Annotated in this window: 13 protein-coding genes and 2 riboswitches; of the genes, 4 read left to right on the top strand and 9 right to left on the bottom strand. The window is 70.8% G+C overall.

Going from position 1 to position 15,817, the window contains the following annotated elements; all coding sequences use genetic code 11:
* Positions 1–17: 17 nt before the first annotated feature.
* The 5 genes from ACWD35_RS31665 to ACWD35_RS31645 all read right to left on the bottom strand — a co-directional run bounded on the left by ACWD35_RS31665 (position 18) and on the right by ACWD35_RS31645 (position 7,049).
* Positions 18–863, bottom strand: a complete 846-nt coding sequence (locus tag ACWD35_RS31665; protein WP_451354770.1) for a class I SAM-dependent methyltransferase — start codon at positions 861–863, stop codon at positions 18–20.
* Between the two features lie 10 nt (positions 864–873).
* Positions 874–2,112: an O-antigen ligase family protein gene (locus tag ACWD35_RS31660; RefSeq protein ID WP_451354769.1), complete on the bottom strand. Its 1,239-nt coding sequence runs from the start codon at positions 2,110–2,112 to the stop codon at positions 874–876.
* Between the two features lie 73 nt (positions 2,113–2,185).
* Complete coding sequence (asnB, locus tag ACWD35_RS31655) at positions 2,186–4,105, bottom strand: asparagine synthase (glutamine-hydrolyzing) (protein ID WP_451354768.1); 1,920 nt, start codon at positions 4,103–4,105, stop codon at positions 2,186–2,188.
* Positions 4,106–4,223: 118 nt separating this feature from the next.
* A complete protein-coding gene (locus ACWD35_RS31650) occupies positions 4,224–6,125 on the bottom strand; it encodes a DUF4012 domain-containing protein (protein WP_451354767.1) in 1,902 nt (633 codons plus the stop codon).
* 222 nt (positions 6,126–6,347) lie between these two features.
* Positions 6,348–7,049 carry an ArsR/SmtB family transcription factor gene (locus ACWD35_RS31645; RefSeq protein ID WP_451354766.1) on the bottom strand — a complete coding sequence of 234 codons (702 nt, stop codon included), beginning with the start codon at positions 7,047–7,049 and terminating at the stop codon, positions 6,348–6,350.
* A 65-nt stretch (positions 7,050–7,114) separates the two neighbouring features.
* Here ACWD35_RS31645 and ACWD35_RS31640 point away from each other — a divergent pair, with 65 nt between their 5' ends.
* Both ACWD35_RS31640 and ACWD35_RS31635 read left to right on the top strand, forming a co-directional pair.
* Complete coding sequence (locus ACWD35_RS31640) at positions 7,115–8,449, top strand: hypothetical protein (protein ID WP_451354765.1); 1,335 nt, start codon at positions 7,115–7,117, stop codon at positions 8,447–8,449.
* On the top strand, positions 8,446–9,252 hold the full coding sequence (locus tag ACWD35_RS31635; RefSeq protein WP_451354764.1) for an isocitrate lyase/PEP mutase family protein: 807 nt from the start codon (positions 8,446–8,448) through the stop codon (positions 9,250–9,252). Before ACWD35_RS31640 ends, ACWD35_RS31635 begins: the two co-directional genes overlap by 4 nt.
* A 108-nt stretch (positions 9,253–9,360) precedes the next feature.
* Here ACWD35_RS31635 and ACWD35_RS31630 read toward each other — a convergent pair whose 3' ends face one another.
* The 4 genes from ACWD35_RS31630 to gcvT all read right to left on the bottom strand — a co-directional run bounded on the left by ACWD35_RS31630 (position 9,361) and on the right by gcvT (position 13,799).
* Complete coding sequence (locus ACWD35_RS31630; protein WP_451354763.1) at positions 9,361–10,728, bottom strand: L-serine ammonia-lyase; 1,368 nt, start codon at positions 10,726–10,728, stop codon at positions 9,361–9,363.
* 122 nt (positions 10,729–10,850) lie between these two features.
* Positions 10,851–12,131: a serine hydroxymethyltransferase gene (gene glyA / locus ACWD35_RS31625; protein ID WP_451354762.1), complete on the bottom strand. Its 1,281-nt coding sequence runs from the start codon at positions 12,129–12,131 to the stop codon at positions 10,851–10,853.
* 14 nt (positions 12,132–12,145) lie between these two features.
* Positions 12,146–12,523: a glycine cleavage system protein GcvH gene (gene gcvH, locus ACWD35_RS31620; protein ID WP_451354761.1), complete on the bottom strand. Its 378-nt coding sequence runs from the start codon at positions 12,521–12,523 to the stop codon at positions 12,146–12,148.
* 142 nt (positions 12,524–12,665) lie between these two features.
* Positions 12,666–13,799: a glycine cleavage system aminomethyltransferase GcvT gene (gene gcvT, locus ACWD35_RS31615; RefSeq protein ID WP_451354760.1), complete on the bottom strand. Its 1,134-nt coding sequence runs from the start codon at positions 13,797–13,799 to the stop codon at positions 12,666–12,668.
* Between the two features lie 38 nt (positions 13,800–13,837).
* Positions 13,838–13,950: riboswitch (glycine riboswitch) on the bottom strand.
* A riboswitch (glycine riboswitch) is annotated at positions 13,951–14,050 on the bottom strand.
* Positions 14,051–14,240: 190 nt separating this feature from the next.
* On the opposite strand from gcvT, the gene ACWD35_RS31610 reads away from it, so the two are divergent.
* Together ACWD35_RS31610 and ACWD35_RS31605 are read left to right on the top strand one after the other, a co-directional pair.
* Positions 14,241–14,933 (top strand): AAA family ATPase, encoded by a 693-nt coding sequence (locus ACWD35_RS31610; RefSeq protein ID WP_451354759.1) that lies wholly within the window; start codon positions 14,241–14,243, stop codon positions 14,931–14,933.
* Positions 14,934–14,998: 65 nt separating this feature from the next.
* Complete coding sequence (locus ACWD35_RS31605) at positions 14,999–15,796, top strand: enhanced serine sensitivity protein SseB (RefSeq protein WP_451354758.1); 798 nt, start codon at positions 14,999–15,001, stop codon at positions 15,794–15,796.
* The last annotated feature ends 21 nt before the right edge of the window (positions 15,797–15,817 follow it).

The following is a 15,817-nucleotide window of genomic DNA, read 5'->3' as shown; positions in this document are numbered from 1 at the left end:
CACGACCCGATCGAGGCTCATCCGCCGGTTGCGGACTCTCGGGTGAACACGAACTCGTTGCAGCCGATCCCTCCTCTGCAGGTCTTCAGGTGGCGCAGTTCAAAGCCACGTTCGCGGCAGAAGGAGAACACTCCCTCGGGCGCGGCGACCTCGAAGGGGTAGCCTCCCACCCAGTCGACAAGGTCGTGCTTGCGTGACATGCCCCTGGGCCGGGGGACAGTCACGTCCGAAGCGCCCCGGGCGCGCTTGGCCAGCCTCATTGCGGCACGCAGCGGGTATTTCCTGCCGAGGAAGAGCTGGCTGCCGGTCAGCAGCAGGAAGCGCGCCACCGCCCCCGACGTGTTGTAGTGCCGCTTTACCGACATCCAGACCCTGCTCTCCGGCCCCTGGTCGTTGTAGATCGACACGTACAGCGTTCCACCAGGAGCGACGAGGCCGCATGCCGCCTCCATCGCGGCCCAGAGTTCGCCGGTGTGGTGCAGCACGCCCCACGAGTAGACGATGTCGGCCTGGTCCAGCCGCTGCACGAACTTCGCGTCGAGGATGGAAGCGCACTGGATGGTCCAGTCACTGTCCGGTGCGCATTCCCGGCGCAGTTTCTCCGTCGCCCGCACCGAGTCGGGGTCGTAGTCGAACGACCGCACCCGCGCACCCATGCGCAGGGCTGCCAGGGAGAAGAGTCCGCTTCCGCAGCCGATGTCCAGAAAGGTGCGTCCGGTCAGATCGGTGGCCCCGAGAGCCGACTCGAGTGACTTCCTGGCGCCGGCGATGCGTTCTTCGTCGATCAGTTGCCCGAATCGGAGCCAGTTCCTGCCGAACGCGAAGCGCCGGCCTTGGCTGATCTCGGTCTCGCAGTTGACCATTCGACTTTCCTTACGTCGGGACGGGGAGGGATGCGGGATCCGCCTTCCGGCGTCCCGCCCGGGCCAGCAGACAGCCCAGCGAGATCCAGAAGGGTGTGGAAATGACCAGGTCGGTAAGGGCGTTGGCGAAGAGCAACCCGGCCGCATACGACACGCACAGTGCCTGGAGAAGGGCGTGATCAGCCGTGTAGCGGCGGGTGAGGCCGAGCCACAGCAGAGCCACCAGGAGGGCGAGGGTCACCAGTCCGGTCTCGGCCGCCAGCCTCAGGTAGTCGTTGTGGGTGTTGATGAAGACGCCCAGGGACGCCCGCGCGTATTCGGGGAACATCGTGTACCCGATGCCGCGCAACGGATGGTCGAGTGCCACCCGCATGGCCAGCACAGCCGCCTGCTTGCGCACCTCGGTGTTCGCGGTGAGCTCGGTCGAGGTCCTGCCGTCCAACAGGTTGCCCTCCACCGCGTCCATGGTTCCCGGTAGCGAGATCACCGCAGCTACGATCGCAAGCGCGATCAGAAGCTTGTACCGCAGTCGACGGCGGGCGAGAAGAACACAGGCCAGACCCGCCGCAGCCATCACCAAAGCCCCTCGGGACCGTGTTTGCAGGAGCGCGAAGGCACAGACGGCAGCCGGCGCAAGCCACGCCCAGCGGCGGCCGAACCGTGCCAGCCCGACCACGGCGACGAGGGAGAGCGCGAGAGCGGCGCCCAGGTAATTCGGATTCAGGCCCAGACCGATCAGACGGTCGGAGGCGTACTCCCCGCGGACGAGGAGGTATCCGGCGACCCCTGCCCCCGACCCGGCCACGACCTGCGCGATGCGCCGGGGATCGGGAGGCGCCAGGATCGAGGTCGCGAGCAGGCAGAGCCCCACCAGCAGGAGAGTCCATGATGTCCATGGCCGCTCGACGGGGAGATGCTCCTCCGGCAGCAGACAACTCACCGTGACCGCAGCAGCCATGAGCACGATCAGCACCAGATCCAGGCGCGGCCACACGCCGTTCAACACGATCCGGAACAGCAGCGGTGCTACGGCGCCCAGGACCATCTTCAGCACCGCACCGCCGGGATCGACGGCTGCTGCTGCCGGCACCAGCGCGAGCAGCATCAGCAGCGCCACGTCCGGCCGCGGCCAGACCACCACGGCGAAACAGATCGCCACTGCCGCGGCGGCGGCAGCGGCGCCGTGGAACAGCGCCAGGTACACGGCGACCGGCCCCGCGGCCAGCAGCCCCACCCGGCCGATCACCACGGTCGAGAGCCGTCTCGTGGCCGACCTTTCGATGATCATCACTCGTCCTCCGTGGAGCCGTCGGCGAATGGACTCATCGAGCCGCCTCGTCGAGTCCGGACATCTGCCGGGGAAGCTCGGACCGGGGCTGGTCGACGAACCTGCGGTGCCAGAGTTCGAACTGCATCAGTGCCCAGATCCGTCGCGCGTGATTTGCTCCGGCCTCGTGTTCCACGAGCATGGTTCTGACCGCGTCAGGCCGGAAGAACCCCCGGTCCACCGCCGTCCGGTCGGTCAGCACGTCCCATGCCACGTCCTTGAGATCCGTACGCAGCCAGTGAGCCAGCGGAACCCCGAATCCCTGTTTGGGCCGGTACAGCACCTCGTGGGGGAGCCAGTCCTCCAGCGCCTTCTTCAGCAGGTACTTGGTGGTGCCGCCCCGCACCTTCAGCTCCGCGGGAAGTCGTGCCGCCCACTCCATGACGTGATGGTCCAGGAACGGCGACCGGGCCTCCAGGGAGTTGGCCATGGTGGTGATGTCCACCTTCACCAGGAGGTCACCGGGAAGGTAGCTGTTCACGTCGACATCCATCAGCTGGTTGATCCGGCTGACCGCATGCGATGCGCGGAAGGCCTGCTCCAACAGGTCGTAGCTGTCGCTTCCGGACGTCGCCTCGCGCAGTTGCTCCGTGTAGAGGTCCTGCTTCTGCTCCGGCATGAAGTACGACATCATCCGGGCGTAACGACGCTGCGACGTCTCGCCCAGCATGGTCAGGGCAAGGCCGGCCCGCCGCCGGTGTGAACCGGCCGCACCGGACGCGAGGAGGGTCCGGCCCAGGTGCCTGAGGGCCGGGTGTGCGGCTCGGTGAACCCGGAACCGATCCATGCGCGCGGCGCGGGCGTAGCGCGTGTAACCACCGAACGACTCGTCACCGCCATCGCCGTTCAGGGCCACCGTCACGTGTTGGCGGCTCAGTTTGGCCACGTAGAACGAGGGAATGGCGGACGAATCGGCGAACGGCTCGTCGAAATACCATGCGAGCGTGGGCAGGATGTCCAACGCGGAGGCGTCCACGACGAATTCGTGGTGATCGGTGCCGTACTGCTGTGCCACGACCCGGGCGTGCATCCGCTCGTCGAACCGGGCATCCTCGAAACCGATGGCAAATGTCTTCACCGGCTTTGCGGAGGTCCGCGCCATGGCCGCCACGACGGCGGAGGAGTCGACGCCACCGGAGAGAAAGGCTCCCAGCGGCCGTTCCGACATCATGCGAATTCGTGTCGCCTCGAGCAGGAGCTCCCGGGTCCGTTCGGCGGCCTCCTGTTCGCCGACGACCGCGGCCGGGGAGAAGTCGAGCGTCCAGTAGCGGCGTACCTGCACCTGGCCGCCCTGCCAGGTGAGCAGGCAGCCGGGCGGCAGCTTGCGGACACCGCGGAGGATCGACCAGGGTGCCGGCACGTACTGGTAGGTCAAGTAGTGGTGGAGGGCCTCCGGATCGACTTCGCGGCGACTGCCGGCGACGGTGCTCAACGCCTTGAGTTCGGAGGCGAAGGCAAGCGAACCGGCAGTGTCCCGGTAGTACAAAGGTTTCTTGCCGACGCGGTCGCGGGCCAGCAGCAGCCGTTGTCTGCCCGTGTCCCAGACGGCGAGAGCGAACATGCCACGCAGATGGCGGGCCAGGTCTTCGCCGTACTCCTCATACAGGTGGACGATGCATTCGCTGTCGCCGTTCGTGCGGAAGGTGTGACCGCGGCTGAGCAGTTCTCTGCGAAGATCCGGGTAGTTGTAGATCTCTCCGTTGAAAACCGCGACCACGCTGCGGTCTTCGTTGAAGACCGGTTGGTCTCCCCCTTCGACGTCGATGATGGCCAGCCGTCGCATGCCGAGGGCGACCTGGTCATCGGTGTAGAAGCCCTCACCGTCCGGGCCGCGATGGGCGAGTACGTCGCACATCTCTTTGACGGCTGCCGGATTGGGTGACGCCGTTGACACCATGCCCGCTACACCGCACATGGGCCCTCCCTGTCTGGGTTGAAAGGCGAGGAAAGGTAAATGGATCACCGAACGTATCCGGAAAGGGACCATACTGATGCAATCAGCGCATAGCGCGTAACTCGCAGAGTCCTGCTCCTCACGCCACCCGGTGAGCTCTACGCGTCATTTCCCGGCACCCCGTCCCGGGGCGCACCGTCACCCGCAGCGGGCGGGTCAGCGGTTGGCGCAGGACTGTGGGCGTTCGATCGGACACGGGCTCCATCAGGTTGAGCGTCACCGTCCGGCTCTTGCCGGCGGGGACCTCGATCTTGAGCGTGTACACCGGGTGTCCCCGTTCGACGCCCGGGGCAGCGAGGGCGAGCCTCCCGTCCACGGTCGCCCCGACCAGTCGCGTCCCTGCGGTCGCGAAGTAGGAGACCAGCAGCTGATTGTCACCCTCGCGAATCGCGTGAGCGGGCTTGTCCAGCCGGTTGGTGACGTAGGCGGGGAGGCCTGTGGACGGTGCGCGGTTCGTGAGGACCGCCTTGACGGTGACCTTGCGGCCGGCGGCGGTGCAGCCATCGGAGGACCAGTCCAGCGCGCGGTCGAGGTAGTAGTCCAGCTTGGTGCCGGCGGCGTTGTTCAGCACCAGCCCGGCGTAGGGCTCGGGCCCCTGCGGCACGACGCCGCCGACCGGGTGCGCCGCCAGCTCCTGTTCCTCCTGCGCATGGACGCTCCATGCGGTCATCTGTCCGCTGCTCAGCACCTTGTACAGGCCCTGAAGCAGGGCGGGTCGCCGCTGGGGATCGCTGGCGGCGGCAAGCATCCGCCCGGCAGCGGCGCGGGCCACGTCCAGCAGGAAGACCTTCCGCCTGACGGGATCGGGATACATCGCGTAGTTGGCCCGCTCGGTGAGATCCACCACGTTCTCCGCGGTGACGAGTGTGCCTTCGGCCGTCCGCGCCGGCCCGACGACCGCCAGCAGTCTGGCGAGCGCACCCGGATCCAACGACAGCACACCGTCGACACGCTCCCCGCTCTTGACGTGCCATGCGGCGGACCAGATGCGCGCGGCATAGGGAAAGTGGGGGCTCATGTTGGAGTTTGGCCAGATATGCACAGAATCGTGCTGCGCGTACATGGCCGTGAACTCGGAACCCAGGTTGATGTCCGGCCGGGCGGTCGCCATGTCGGTGTCCCGTCCGAACTCCGGCAGCGCCAGCCGGCCCTTGTCGGCCGTCAACACGGCGTAGGCACCGGGCATTCCGCCGGTGGCGCGTGCCTCCGCGGGGTTCTGAAACACCAGGAGGTAACGGCGCCGGCCGTCCTCACCCAGCATCGGAGGCAGCAGGCGGGCGCCGGCAGCGGCGTTGTTCATGGCGGGCACCATGCGGTCCAGCCCGCCGAGGAATTGGCCTCGGGCCCGGTCCACGGCGGACAGCCAGGTCCGCTGCGGCAGCCCGTCCACCTCCGCCCGGGCCACGGCCACCTCACGTGCCGCATACGCGAGGTCCGGTGCGGCCCTGCGTAGTTCCGAGAGGCTGACATGGCTGCCGCCGGCGTCGGCTTTGAGGCGACCGACGGTGCGCACCACGGCGGGCAGCGCCTTTCCGGCCAGCCGGTCGAGCGCGTCGGTCGTCCCGCGTGCGGTGTGGAAGGGGCCGCCGACGGCAGGCAGATGCGCTGCCAGGTACCACGCGGGTCCGGTGGTGAGCCAGTGCGCGCGTGCGGCCCGTTCCGCCACGGAGCGAGCGGCGTGTCGGGCGAGTTCGCTGCGGCTCGCACTGTGCCCTGCCCCCGAGTCCGTCCCGGGGGCCGCCGTCAACGAGCTGCGAAGTGTTTTCAACTCGCCTCGGACCTCGGCAAGTTCGTCGCGGACCAGCAGGCCTGTGGCGACGATCCAGCCCAGCCCCGTGAGGAGGAGGCTCATGACCGCCAGGCCCCCCCACAGCAGCAGCCTGGTGCGACGATTCCGCCGCAGGAGGCTTTTGAGGGCGGACAGGGCGGAACTGCCGGAGAGGATGCGGTTGGTCCACGCCATGGCAGGCCATCTGAGCATGGGGATCGGGCTCCTCCTGCTGTCGGCCGGTCTGTGGCCAGGGGGCTCTTCCGTCGTTCGTATCACCTCTCGGCGCTCCGCACGCGTATGCGTCGCCGAGTATGTCCACTAATGCGACACAGCCCCTGAATCATCCGATATACTCAAGTATTGTCATCATGCTCAGAGCTGCGGTCCGGCCACGGCCTCTCAGGAGTGGGCGAGGCTGGGGCCGAGCCGCGCTCAGTCGAGGGTGATGCCGAACAGGTTGTGAAGGGCGTCGGCGCCGGGTGGGGTTACCCGGAGGGCGCGGCCGGTGCCGATGGGTTCGAGCCAGCCCGTGTCCATCGCGTGCGCGCGTAGCGCTGTACCGAGGACGCCGGCGAGGTGGGGGCGGCGTTCGGTCCAGTCGAGGCAGCTGCGGACCAGCGGACGGGAGCCGCGGCGCATCTTGTCCACGTCGATGCCGATGCCGGCCAGCCATGCGCGGCCTGGTGCCGTCACGGCCAGACCTGTGTCCGTCGTGACGACGCCGCGTGCCAGCAGGGCGTCCGCAAGGGCGACGCCGAGGCGGCCGGCGAGGTGGTCGTAGCAGGTCCGAGCGCGTGCCTCCGCGCTGCGGCGGACGCTGTCGCGCAGGTTGCGCGGCGCAGGTGCGGGTGCGGTCGCCGACTCCGCCGCGAACGCAGCCATGTCCTCGATCAGCGCGGCGGTGGCGGGTCCGGCCAGGCGCAGGTAGCGGTGCCGTCCCTGGCGTTCCTCGGCCAGCAGTCCTCCGGCGACCAGCCGGGACAGCTGCTCGCTCGCGGTCGATGCCACGACGCCCACGTGATGGGCCAGTTCACTCGCCGTCCAGGCGCGGCCGTCCAGCAGCGCGAGGCAGATCGCGGCCCGGGTGGGGTCGGCCAGGAGCCCGGCCAGCCGGGCCAGAGGTTGCGCGGACACACGGCCATCATGCCCCGGCCACGGTTCGGCGCACGCCGAACTTTCCCACACCTAGCGTGAGCCGCATGACGATCTCCGACCCGTCCGCCCGCTCGTCCCGTGTCACCACGTACGCCGATGCCCGCGCGGTGCTCGACCAGCCGCAGCTGGTCCCCGAACCCGTCGCCGACGCGGCGGACGCGCCCGACGGCTCCCTGGCCTGGCTGCGCGCCACTGTCGCCCGCTTCACCGGCGATGCGCGCGCACACGCCCGTCGGCGCGCCCACGCGGTGGTGGAGCTTGCGCGCCTGGACCCGAGCGAACTGCGCTGGGCGGCTGCCGGCTCGGCGGTCGGCGCGGACGACCGGCACACGGTCGTCCGCATCCTGGCCGAGGAGCTGGGCCTGCCGGGCCCGGCCGCGGTGGCCGACGCAGTCATGACCGTCTCCGCGGGGTACTTCGGCAGCGACCTGACGCCCACGCAGGCGAAGGCCGCCGACGCGGCCATCGCGTCCTTGCTCGCCCGGACCGCCCAGGAGGACGGCGTGGAGGACCTGGAGTCCGCCGCGCAGCGGATCGGGCTGTTGGTGCAGGCGTGCGACGCGACCGCCCGGTTGGTCGAGCACGCCCGCCGGGCCGCGCCGGACGGGCTCCCACCAGGTGGCGCGGACGCCCTCCTCGCCGAGGTGCTGCGGCAGGACCCGCCGGTGACCGCGCTGCGTCGACGGGCACTCGCCGACGTGCGTGTGCGGGCGATGGACCTCCGGGCCGGGGAGGTGGTCCTGGTCGACGTGGCCGCCTCACAGCAGGACGCGGTCGCCGGCAGCGACGAGTCCGATCCGGACATCGGCTCCCACGACGATCCGTCCCCTCTCGCCTTCGGCGCGGGGCCGCACCGGTGTCCGGGCCAGGTCCAGGCACTGGCGCTCGCCGCCGGGCTGCTGGAGCGGGACGACCCGGCCGCGCAGGTCACCGAGGCGGTCGCACGGGTGCTGGACCTTGCCGCGACCTGGACCGCCTGGGACGGGCGACCGCTGGCGGTGGACGACCGCGTCTACACCCCGCACAAGGCGATCCGCCGGGTCGCCGACCATCTGGTGGATCACCTCGCCGAGTTGGAGGCCCGCCTGGCGGGTCAGGAACCGCGGCCGGACCACTGGCACGCCTCGATGACCACCACCCCGGCCGACCTCGCGCCGTTCACCACGGAGGACCTCGACGAGGCGCGCAGCCGCCTGGTCCGGCTCGGCAGGATCTGGGCCGACCGCCTCGGGGCGCTGAGCGACTCGCAGTTGGACCGCTCGCCCGGCCAGGGCTGGTCCTTCCGGCTGCTCGCCGCGCACGTCGCCAACTCGCTGGACTACTACGCCGGGGCCGTCGGCCGCCTCGGCGCCGCTGCTGACCCCGAGGAGCAGGTATGAGCACAGCCGCCCCCGCCGCCATCGCCTTCCGCGACCTGCACCACCACCCCGGCGCGCCGTTGTTGCTGCCGAATGCCTGGGACCACGCCTCCGCAGCCGCGCTGGCCGCAGCCGGCTTCGCCGCCGTCGGCACCACCAGCCTGGGCGTCGCCGCCGCGGCCGGGCTGCCGGACGGGGCCGGCCGGACCCGCGCCGAGACGCTGCGGCTCGCGCGCCGGATCGGCGGCGGGCCCTTCCTGCTCTCCGTCGACGTCGAGGGCGGCTTCAGCGACGACCCGTCCGAGGTCGCCGACCTCGCGGCGGAACTCGCCGAGGCGGGCGCGGTCGGCGTCAACCTGGAGGACGGCCGCGCCGACGGCGGCCTCACCCCGCCGCGCCTGCACGCGGCGAAGATCAGCGCGGTCAAGTCAGCCGTGCCCTGGCTCTTCGTCAACGCCCGCACCGACACCCATTGGCTGGGCGGGGGACGCGCGGCGGAGACGGCCTCCCGCCTGGCGGCTTACCAGGACGCGGGCGCGGACGGCGTCTTCGTGCCCGGTCTGACCGATCCGGCCTCCATCGCGGTGGCGGTGAGCACGACCGCGTTGCCGCTCAACGTCCTCGCCACACCGGACGGGCCGTCGCTCGCCCGCCTCGCCGAACTCGGCGTGCGCCGGGTCAGCCTCGGCTCGCTGCTGTTCCGGCTCGCCCTCGGCACGGCCGTGGACACCGCCGCCGGCCTGCGCGCCAACGGCGTGTTCCCGCAGACGCCCCCGGTCCCGGGCTATGCCGCAGTACAGGCCCTGGCGTCACCTGGGAGCTGAGGCCCCGACGGGCACGTGGAGTCAGGACGCTCTGTGATCACTGGCAAGACCTGTGCCCGTGCCGCCGTCATGGCTGACCGACCCGCTCCGGGGCACCGGTCAGTTCCGTCAGCACTCGATGATGTTCACCGCGAGCCCGCCGCGGGCCGTCTCCTTGTACTTCACCGACATGTCCGCGCCGGTGTCCTTCATGGTCTTGATGACCTTGTCCAGGGAGACCTTGTGGGAGCCGTCGCCGCGCATGGCCATCTTGGCCGCCGTGACCGCCTTCACCGCGGCCATGCCGTTGCGCTCGATGCAGGGGATCTGGACGAGGCCGCCGACGGGGTCGCAGGTGAGGCCCAGGTTGTGTTCCATGCCGATCTCGGCCGCGTTCTCGACCTGCTCGGGGGAGCCGCCGAGGACCTCGGCGAGGGCGCCCGCGGCCATGGAGCAGGCGGAGCCGACCTCGCCCTGGCAGCCGACCTCGGCGCCGGAGATGGAGGCGTTCTCCTTGAAGAGCATGCCGATGGCGCCCGCCGCGAGGAGGAAGCGGACCACGCCGTCCTCGTCGGCGCCGGGGACGAAGTTGATGTAGTAGTGCAGGACCGCCGGGATGATGCCGGCCGCGCCGTTCGTGGGGGCCGTGACCACCCGGCCGCCCGCCGCGTTCTCCTCGTTCACGGCCATCGCGTAGAGCGTGATCCACTCCATCGCGTGCGCCAGCGGGTCGCCCTCCGCGCGGAGCTGGCGGGCCGAGACCGCGGCGCGGCGGCGCACCTTCAGGCCGCCCGGCAGGATGCCCTCGCGGGACATGCCGCGCGAGACGCACGCACGCATCACCTGCCATATGTCCAGCAGGCCCTCGCGGATCTCCTCCTCCGTCCGCCAGGCCCGCTCGTTCTCCAGCATCAGGGAGGAGATCGACAGGCCCGTCTCCTTCGTCAGGCGGAGCAGCTCGTCGCCGGTGCGGAAGGGGTACTTCAGGATCGTGTCGTCCAGCTTGATGCGGTCCTCGCCGACCGCGTCCTCGTCCACGACGAAGCCGCCGCCGACCGAGTAGTACGTCTTCGACAGCAGCTCCCCGCCCGAGGCGTCGTACGCCCAGATCGTCATGCCGTTCGCGTGGTACGGCAGCGCCTTGCGGCGGTGCAGGATCAGGTCGTCGTCGAAGGAGAACGGGATCTCGTGCTCGTCGAGCACCTTCAGGCGGCCCGCCGTCTTGATCGCCTCCACCTGCTCGTCCGCCGTCTCCACGTCCACCGTGCGCGGCGAGGCGCCCTCCAGGCCGAGCAGCACCGCCTTCGGGGTGCCGTGGCCGTGACCGGTCGCGCCGAGCGAGCCGTACAGCTCGCAGCGCAGGGACGCGACCGAGCCGAGCAGGTCCTCGTTGCGCAGCCGGCGGGCGAACATCCCGGCCGCGCGCATCGGGCCGACCGTGTGGGAGCTGGACGGGCCGATGCCGATCGAGAACAGGTCGAAGACCGAGATGGCCACGGGGACTCCTCAATACGGGGGGTGGTGCAGGGGGTGCAGGGTCGCTGCGAGAGGGGGCGCGGGGCACCGCGCACACCGGACACGTGTTCTTCCAGTGTGCGCGGTGTCCCGCAAAAGGTGTCTTACTTGTTCAGAACCGCGTACAGCGGGTGCTTGTCGGCGAGCGCCTTCACGCGCGCCTTCAGGCCCTCCGCGTCGGCCGCCCCGAAGGGCGAGGGCGCCTTGAGCGCCTCGGCGATCACGTCCGCGACCTCGGCGAAGTCCTCGGCCGTGAAGCCGCGGGTGGCGAGGGCGGGCGTACCGATCCGCAGGCCCGAGGTGACCATCGGGGGACGCGGGTCGTTCGGGACGGCGTTGCGGTTGACCGTGATGCCGACCTCGTGGAGGCGGTCCTCGGCCTGCTGGCCGTCCAGCTCGGACTCGCGCAGGTCGACCAGGATCAGGTGCACGTCCGTGCCGCCGGAGAGGACGTTCACGCCGGCCTCACGGGCGTCCGCCGCCGTCAGGCGCTCGGCGAGGATCCGCGCGCCCTCCACCGTACGGCGCTGGCGCTCCTTGAAGTCCTCCGAGGCGGCGACCTTGAAGGAGACCGCCTTGGCCGCGATCACGTGCTCCAGGGGACCGCCCTGGAAGCCCGGGAAGACGGACGAGTTCAGCTTCTTCGCGAAGTCCTTCTTGGCGAGGATGATGCCGCCGCGCGGACCGCCGAGCGTCTTGTGCGTGGTGGAGGTCACCACGTCCGCGTGCTCGACCGGGTTCGGGTGCAGACCCGCCGCGACCAGGCCCGCGAAGTGCGCCATGTCGACCCACAGGTAGGCCTCGACCTCGTCCGCGATCCGGCGGAACTCGGCGAAGTCCAGCTGGCGCGGGTACGCCGACCAGCCCGCGATGATCACCTTGGGGCGGTGCTCCTTGGCGAGCCGCTCGACCTCGGCCATGTCGACCAGGCCGGTCTCGGCGTCCACGTGGTACGCGACCACGTTGAACTGCTTGCCGGAGAAGTTCAGGCGCATGCCGTGGGTCAGGTGGCCGCCGTGCGCCAGGTCCAGGCCGAGGATGGTGTCCCCGGGCTGGGCCAGCGCGAACAGCGCCGCCTGGTTGGCGGAGGCGCCGGAGTGGGGCTGCACGTTGGCGTACTCGGCGCCGAACAGCTCCTTGATCCGGTCGATGGCGATCTGCTCGGCGACGTCGACGTGCTCGCAGCCGCCGTAGTAGCGGCGGCCCGGGTAGCCCTCCGCGTACTTGTTGGTCAGCACCGAGCCCTGCGCCTCCATCACCGCGAGCGGCGCGAAGTTCTCGGAGGCGATCATCTCCAGCGTGGACTGCTGGCGGTTCAGCTCGGCGTCGACCGCGGCGGCGATCTCCGGGTCCAGCTCGTGCAGAGGCGTGTTCAGGACAGTCATACGGCTACGACTCCTCAGCCGGCGGTGAAGGCGGTGTACTCGTCGGCGGAGAGCAGGTCGGCCGGCTCGTCCTCGATACGCACCTTGAAGAGCCAGCCGCCCTCGAAGGGGACGGAGTTCACCAGCGACGGGTCGTCCACGACGTCCTGGTTGATCTCGGTGACCTCGCCGGTGACCGGCGCGTACAGGTCGCTGACGGACTTGGTCGACTCAAGCTCGCCGCAGGACTCGCCCGCGGTCACGGTGTCACCGACCTCCGGGAGCTGGACGAAAACGACATCGCCGAGCGCGTTGGCCGCGTGCTCCGTGATGCCGACCGTCGACACGCCGTCCTCGGCGGCCGACAGCCACTCGTGCTCCTTGCTGTAACGCAGCTGCTGGGGGTTGCTCATGGTCTGAATTCTCCTGTACGCGGGAGTGTGCTGATGAGTGGGGGACGGCCGGAACCGTCGGTGAGCAGGCGAAATGTGCGCAGTGTCACGTCACGGGGACAGTCCGCGTGGACGGACCGCGGGGACGGACCGCGCCCGGTGTCTACTTCTGCCGCTTGTAGAAAGGCAGCGCCACGACCTCGTACGGCTCGTGGCTGCCTCGGATGTCCACGCCGACACCCTCGGTGCCCGGCGCCGCGTGCGCCGCGTCGACGTAGGCCATCGCGATCGGCTTGCCCAGGGTGGGGGAGGGGGCGCCCGAGGTGACCTCGCCGATCACCTCGCCGCCGGCGACGACGGCGTACCCGGCGCGCGGCACCCGGCGGCCCTCGGCGATCAGGCCCACCAGCACGCGCGGCGGGTTCTGCTCGGCGCGCGCGGCGGCCTCGGTGAGCGCCTCGCGGCCCACGAAGTCGCCCTCCTTCTCGAACTTGACCACACGGCCGAGCCCGGCGTCGAAGGGGGTCAGCGAGGTGGTCAGCTCGTGCCCGTACAGCGGCATGCCCGCCTCCAGGCGCAGCGTGTCCCGGCAGGACAGGCCGCACGGCACCAGGCCGACGCCCTCGCCAGCCTTGGTCAGCGCCTGCCACAGCTCCACGGCGTGCTCCGGCTTCACGAACAGCTCGAAGCCGTCCTCGCCGGTGTAGCCGGTGCGCGCGATCAGCGCGGGGACACCGGCGACCGTGCCGGGCAGGCCCGCGTAGTACTTCAGACCGTCCAGGTCGGCGTCCGTGAGCGACTTCAGGATGCCGGGGGACTCCGGACCCTGGACCGCGATCAGGGCGTACGCGTCCCGGTCGTCGCGTACCTCGGCGTCGAAGCCCGCGACCCGCTCGGTCAGCGCGTCGAGCACGACCTGGGCGTTGGAGGCGTTGGCCACGACCATGTATTCAGGAGAAGCGGCCTCGGTGTCAGCGAGCCGGTAGACGATCAGGTCGTCCAGGATGCCGCCGTCGGCCTGGCAGATCATGGTGTAGCGGGCGCGGCCGACGCCCACGGAGGCGATGTTGCCGACCAGGGCGTGGTTCAGGAAGGCGGCGGCTTCGGCACCGGTCACGGTGATCTCGCCCATGTGCGAGAGGTCGAAGAGACCGGCCTTGGTCCGCACGGCCACGTGCTCGTCGCGCTCGGAGCCGTAGCGCAGGGGCATGTCCCAGCCGGCGAAGTCGGTCATCGTCGCACCGAGCGAGCGATGCAGGGCATCCAGCGCGGTGTGACGGAGTTCGGTGCTGCTCATCGGTCGGTCGTCTCCCAGGGCATGACGGGCGAGGTCGTTCCTCCCCATCTGTCATCGGAACCTGAGAGGTTCGCCGCGACCGCCACAGGGACGATCAGGGCTTGCACCTTGGGTGGAGCCACTGTCACAGCGGCCCGCTTTTCAGATGTGCCTCGCCCGCGCGGTAACGGGGCCTGAGAGATTCAAGGGAGGGACTTGCTCCTTCGGCGCCCCAGCGAGACGACTGCTGGGGACTCTCCCGCGCGGATTCAAGCGGCCGGTATGCAGTTGGCGGGCACATCATTGCACGCCCGGCGCCCGACCGTCAGGCCCCATCTGTAACCGACCTGTGGCCGTACGCGCACCGAACCGCCGGGCACCGCGCATTACTTTCTCTTTACATATGAGGGGCAGGAAGACCGGGCAGGGGGATCTCCGCGCCCACAGGGGAGGACGATCACGGTGAACAGGACATCCGCGTACGCCACCACCAGCGGCATCGCGGTGCCGCGGCAGCCCTCCGCCCCGGCCCGCCCGCGCCGCGCCGCCCGCGCCGAGGGACGCCCCGCCGAGCGCCCCGCCCCGGTCGTGCGCGATCTGCGCGAGCGCGCCGGGCGCAGCCCCCGTAGCCTGCGCTTCGGCCCCCGCGACCTGGTCGTGCTCACCGGCCTGCCCGGCAGCGGCAAGTCCACTCTGATGTGCCGCGCGGTCCCCGGCCGCCGCGTCGACTCCCAGGACGCCCGCGAGCGCTGGGCCGCCCGCCTGCCCCGCGTCCTGCCCTACGCCCTCTACCGCCCCCTGGTCCGCCTCGCCCACTTCGCCGCCCTGCGCCGCGCCCTGCGGACCGGCGAGGGAGTCGTCGTGCACGACTGCGGCACCCAGCCCTGGGTGCGCGGCTGGCTGGCCCGCGCCGCCCGCCGCCGCGGCGGCACCCTGCACCTGCTCCTCCTCGACGTCACCCCGGACACGGCCCGCGCGGGCCAGCACGAGCGCGGCCGGGGTGTCTCCCGGTACGCCTTCAGCCGCCACCGCCGTACGACGGCCCGGCTGCTGAGGGCGGTTGAGCGCGGCGAACTGCCCGGCGGCTGCGGCTCGGCGGTCCTGCTGGACCGGGACGCGGCGGACGCCCTGGAGCGGATCCTGTTCACAGGGTGAGGGCCTGTCACAGGCACCCGATAGCCTGTGGGCCACAGCAGTGGTTCCCAGCAGGCGGTAGGCACATGGACTTCCCGGCGGACATTCCCGCGGACTTCCCGGCACAGGCGCACCCCCATCCCCAGCCGCACGGCGGCTGGCCCGGCAACGAGCTGGAGGAGGTGCTGTCGGCCTCCCTCGGCGTGCCCGCGGCGGCCGGCCGGATCCTGGAGGTGCTGGGCCGCAGCTTCGTCTGGGTCCCGCTGCCCAACGGCGGCGGCCCGGACACCGGCCCGCTGGACCTGCCCACGCTGGAGCTCGACGGCCAGGTCTTCGTCCCGGTGTTCAGCTCGGAGGAACAGCTCCGCCAGGCGGCCGGCGCGCACATGTCGTTCACCATCGCCCCGGCCGTCGAGTTCGCCCGCGGCCTGCCTCCGCAGGCCGGGATCGCCGTCAACCCCGGCGGCATGGTGGGCGTCCCGCTCCCGCCGGAGGCGGTGGCCGTACTCTGCCGCGGGGGCCGCACCCCGCTCGACGGCCCCAGCACCGGCGGCCGGGTCCGCCTCTTCGAGCCCGACTGGCAGGACGACCCGATCGACTTCCTCTCGGCCGCCTCCGTCGAGTTCGCCGAGACGGGCGTGGTCCGCACCGCCCGCCGCTGTCTGGCCGTCATCGAGACGGGCGACCCGGTGTTGTTCGTCGGCGTGGAACTCTCCCAGTGGGAGGGCGACCTGCGAACCCGCCCCCTGGAAGCCCTGGGCCGAGCCCTCGGCAAGGTCCCGGTCCAGTGGCCGGTCAACCTCGTCCTCCTGGACGTGGCGGAAGACCCGGTGGGCGACTGGCTGAAGACGAACGTCCGCCCCTTCTACGAGCACGGCAACTGAGAAGGGGCGCGACGAACCCGA

It is taken from the genome of Streptomyces sp. NPDC002671 (assembly GCF_053592475.1).
The sequence above is the reverse complement of the archived record's forward strand: the minus strand, read 5'-3'. Positions and strand labels throughout refer to the sequence as shown.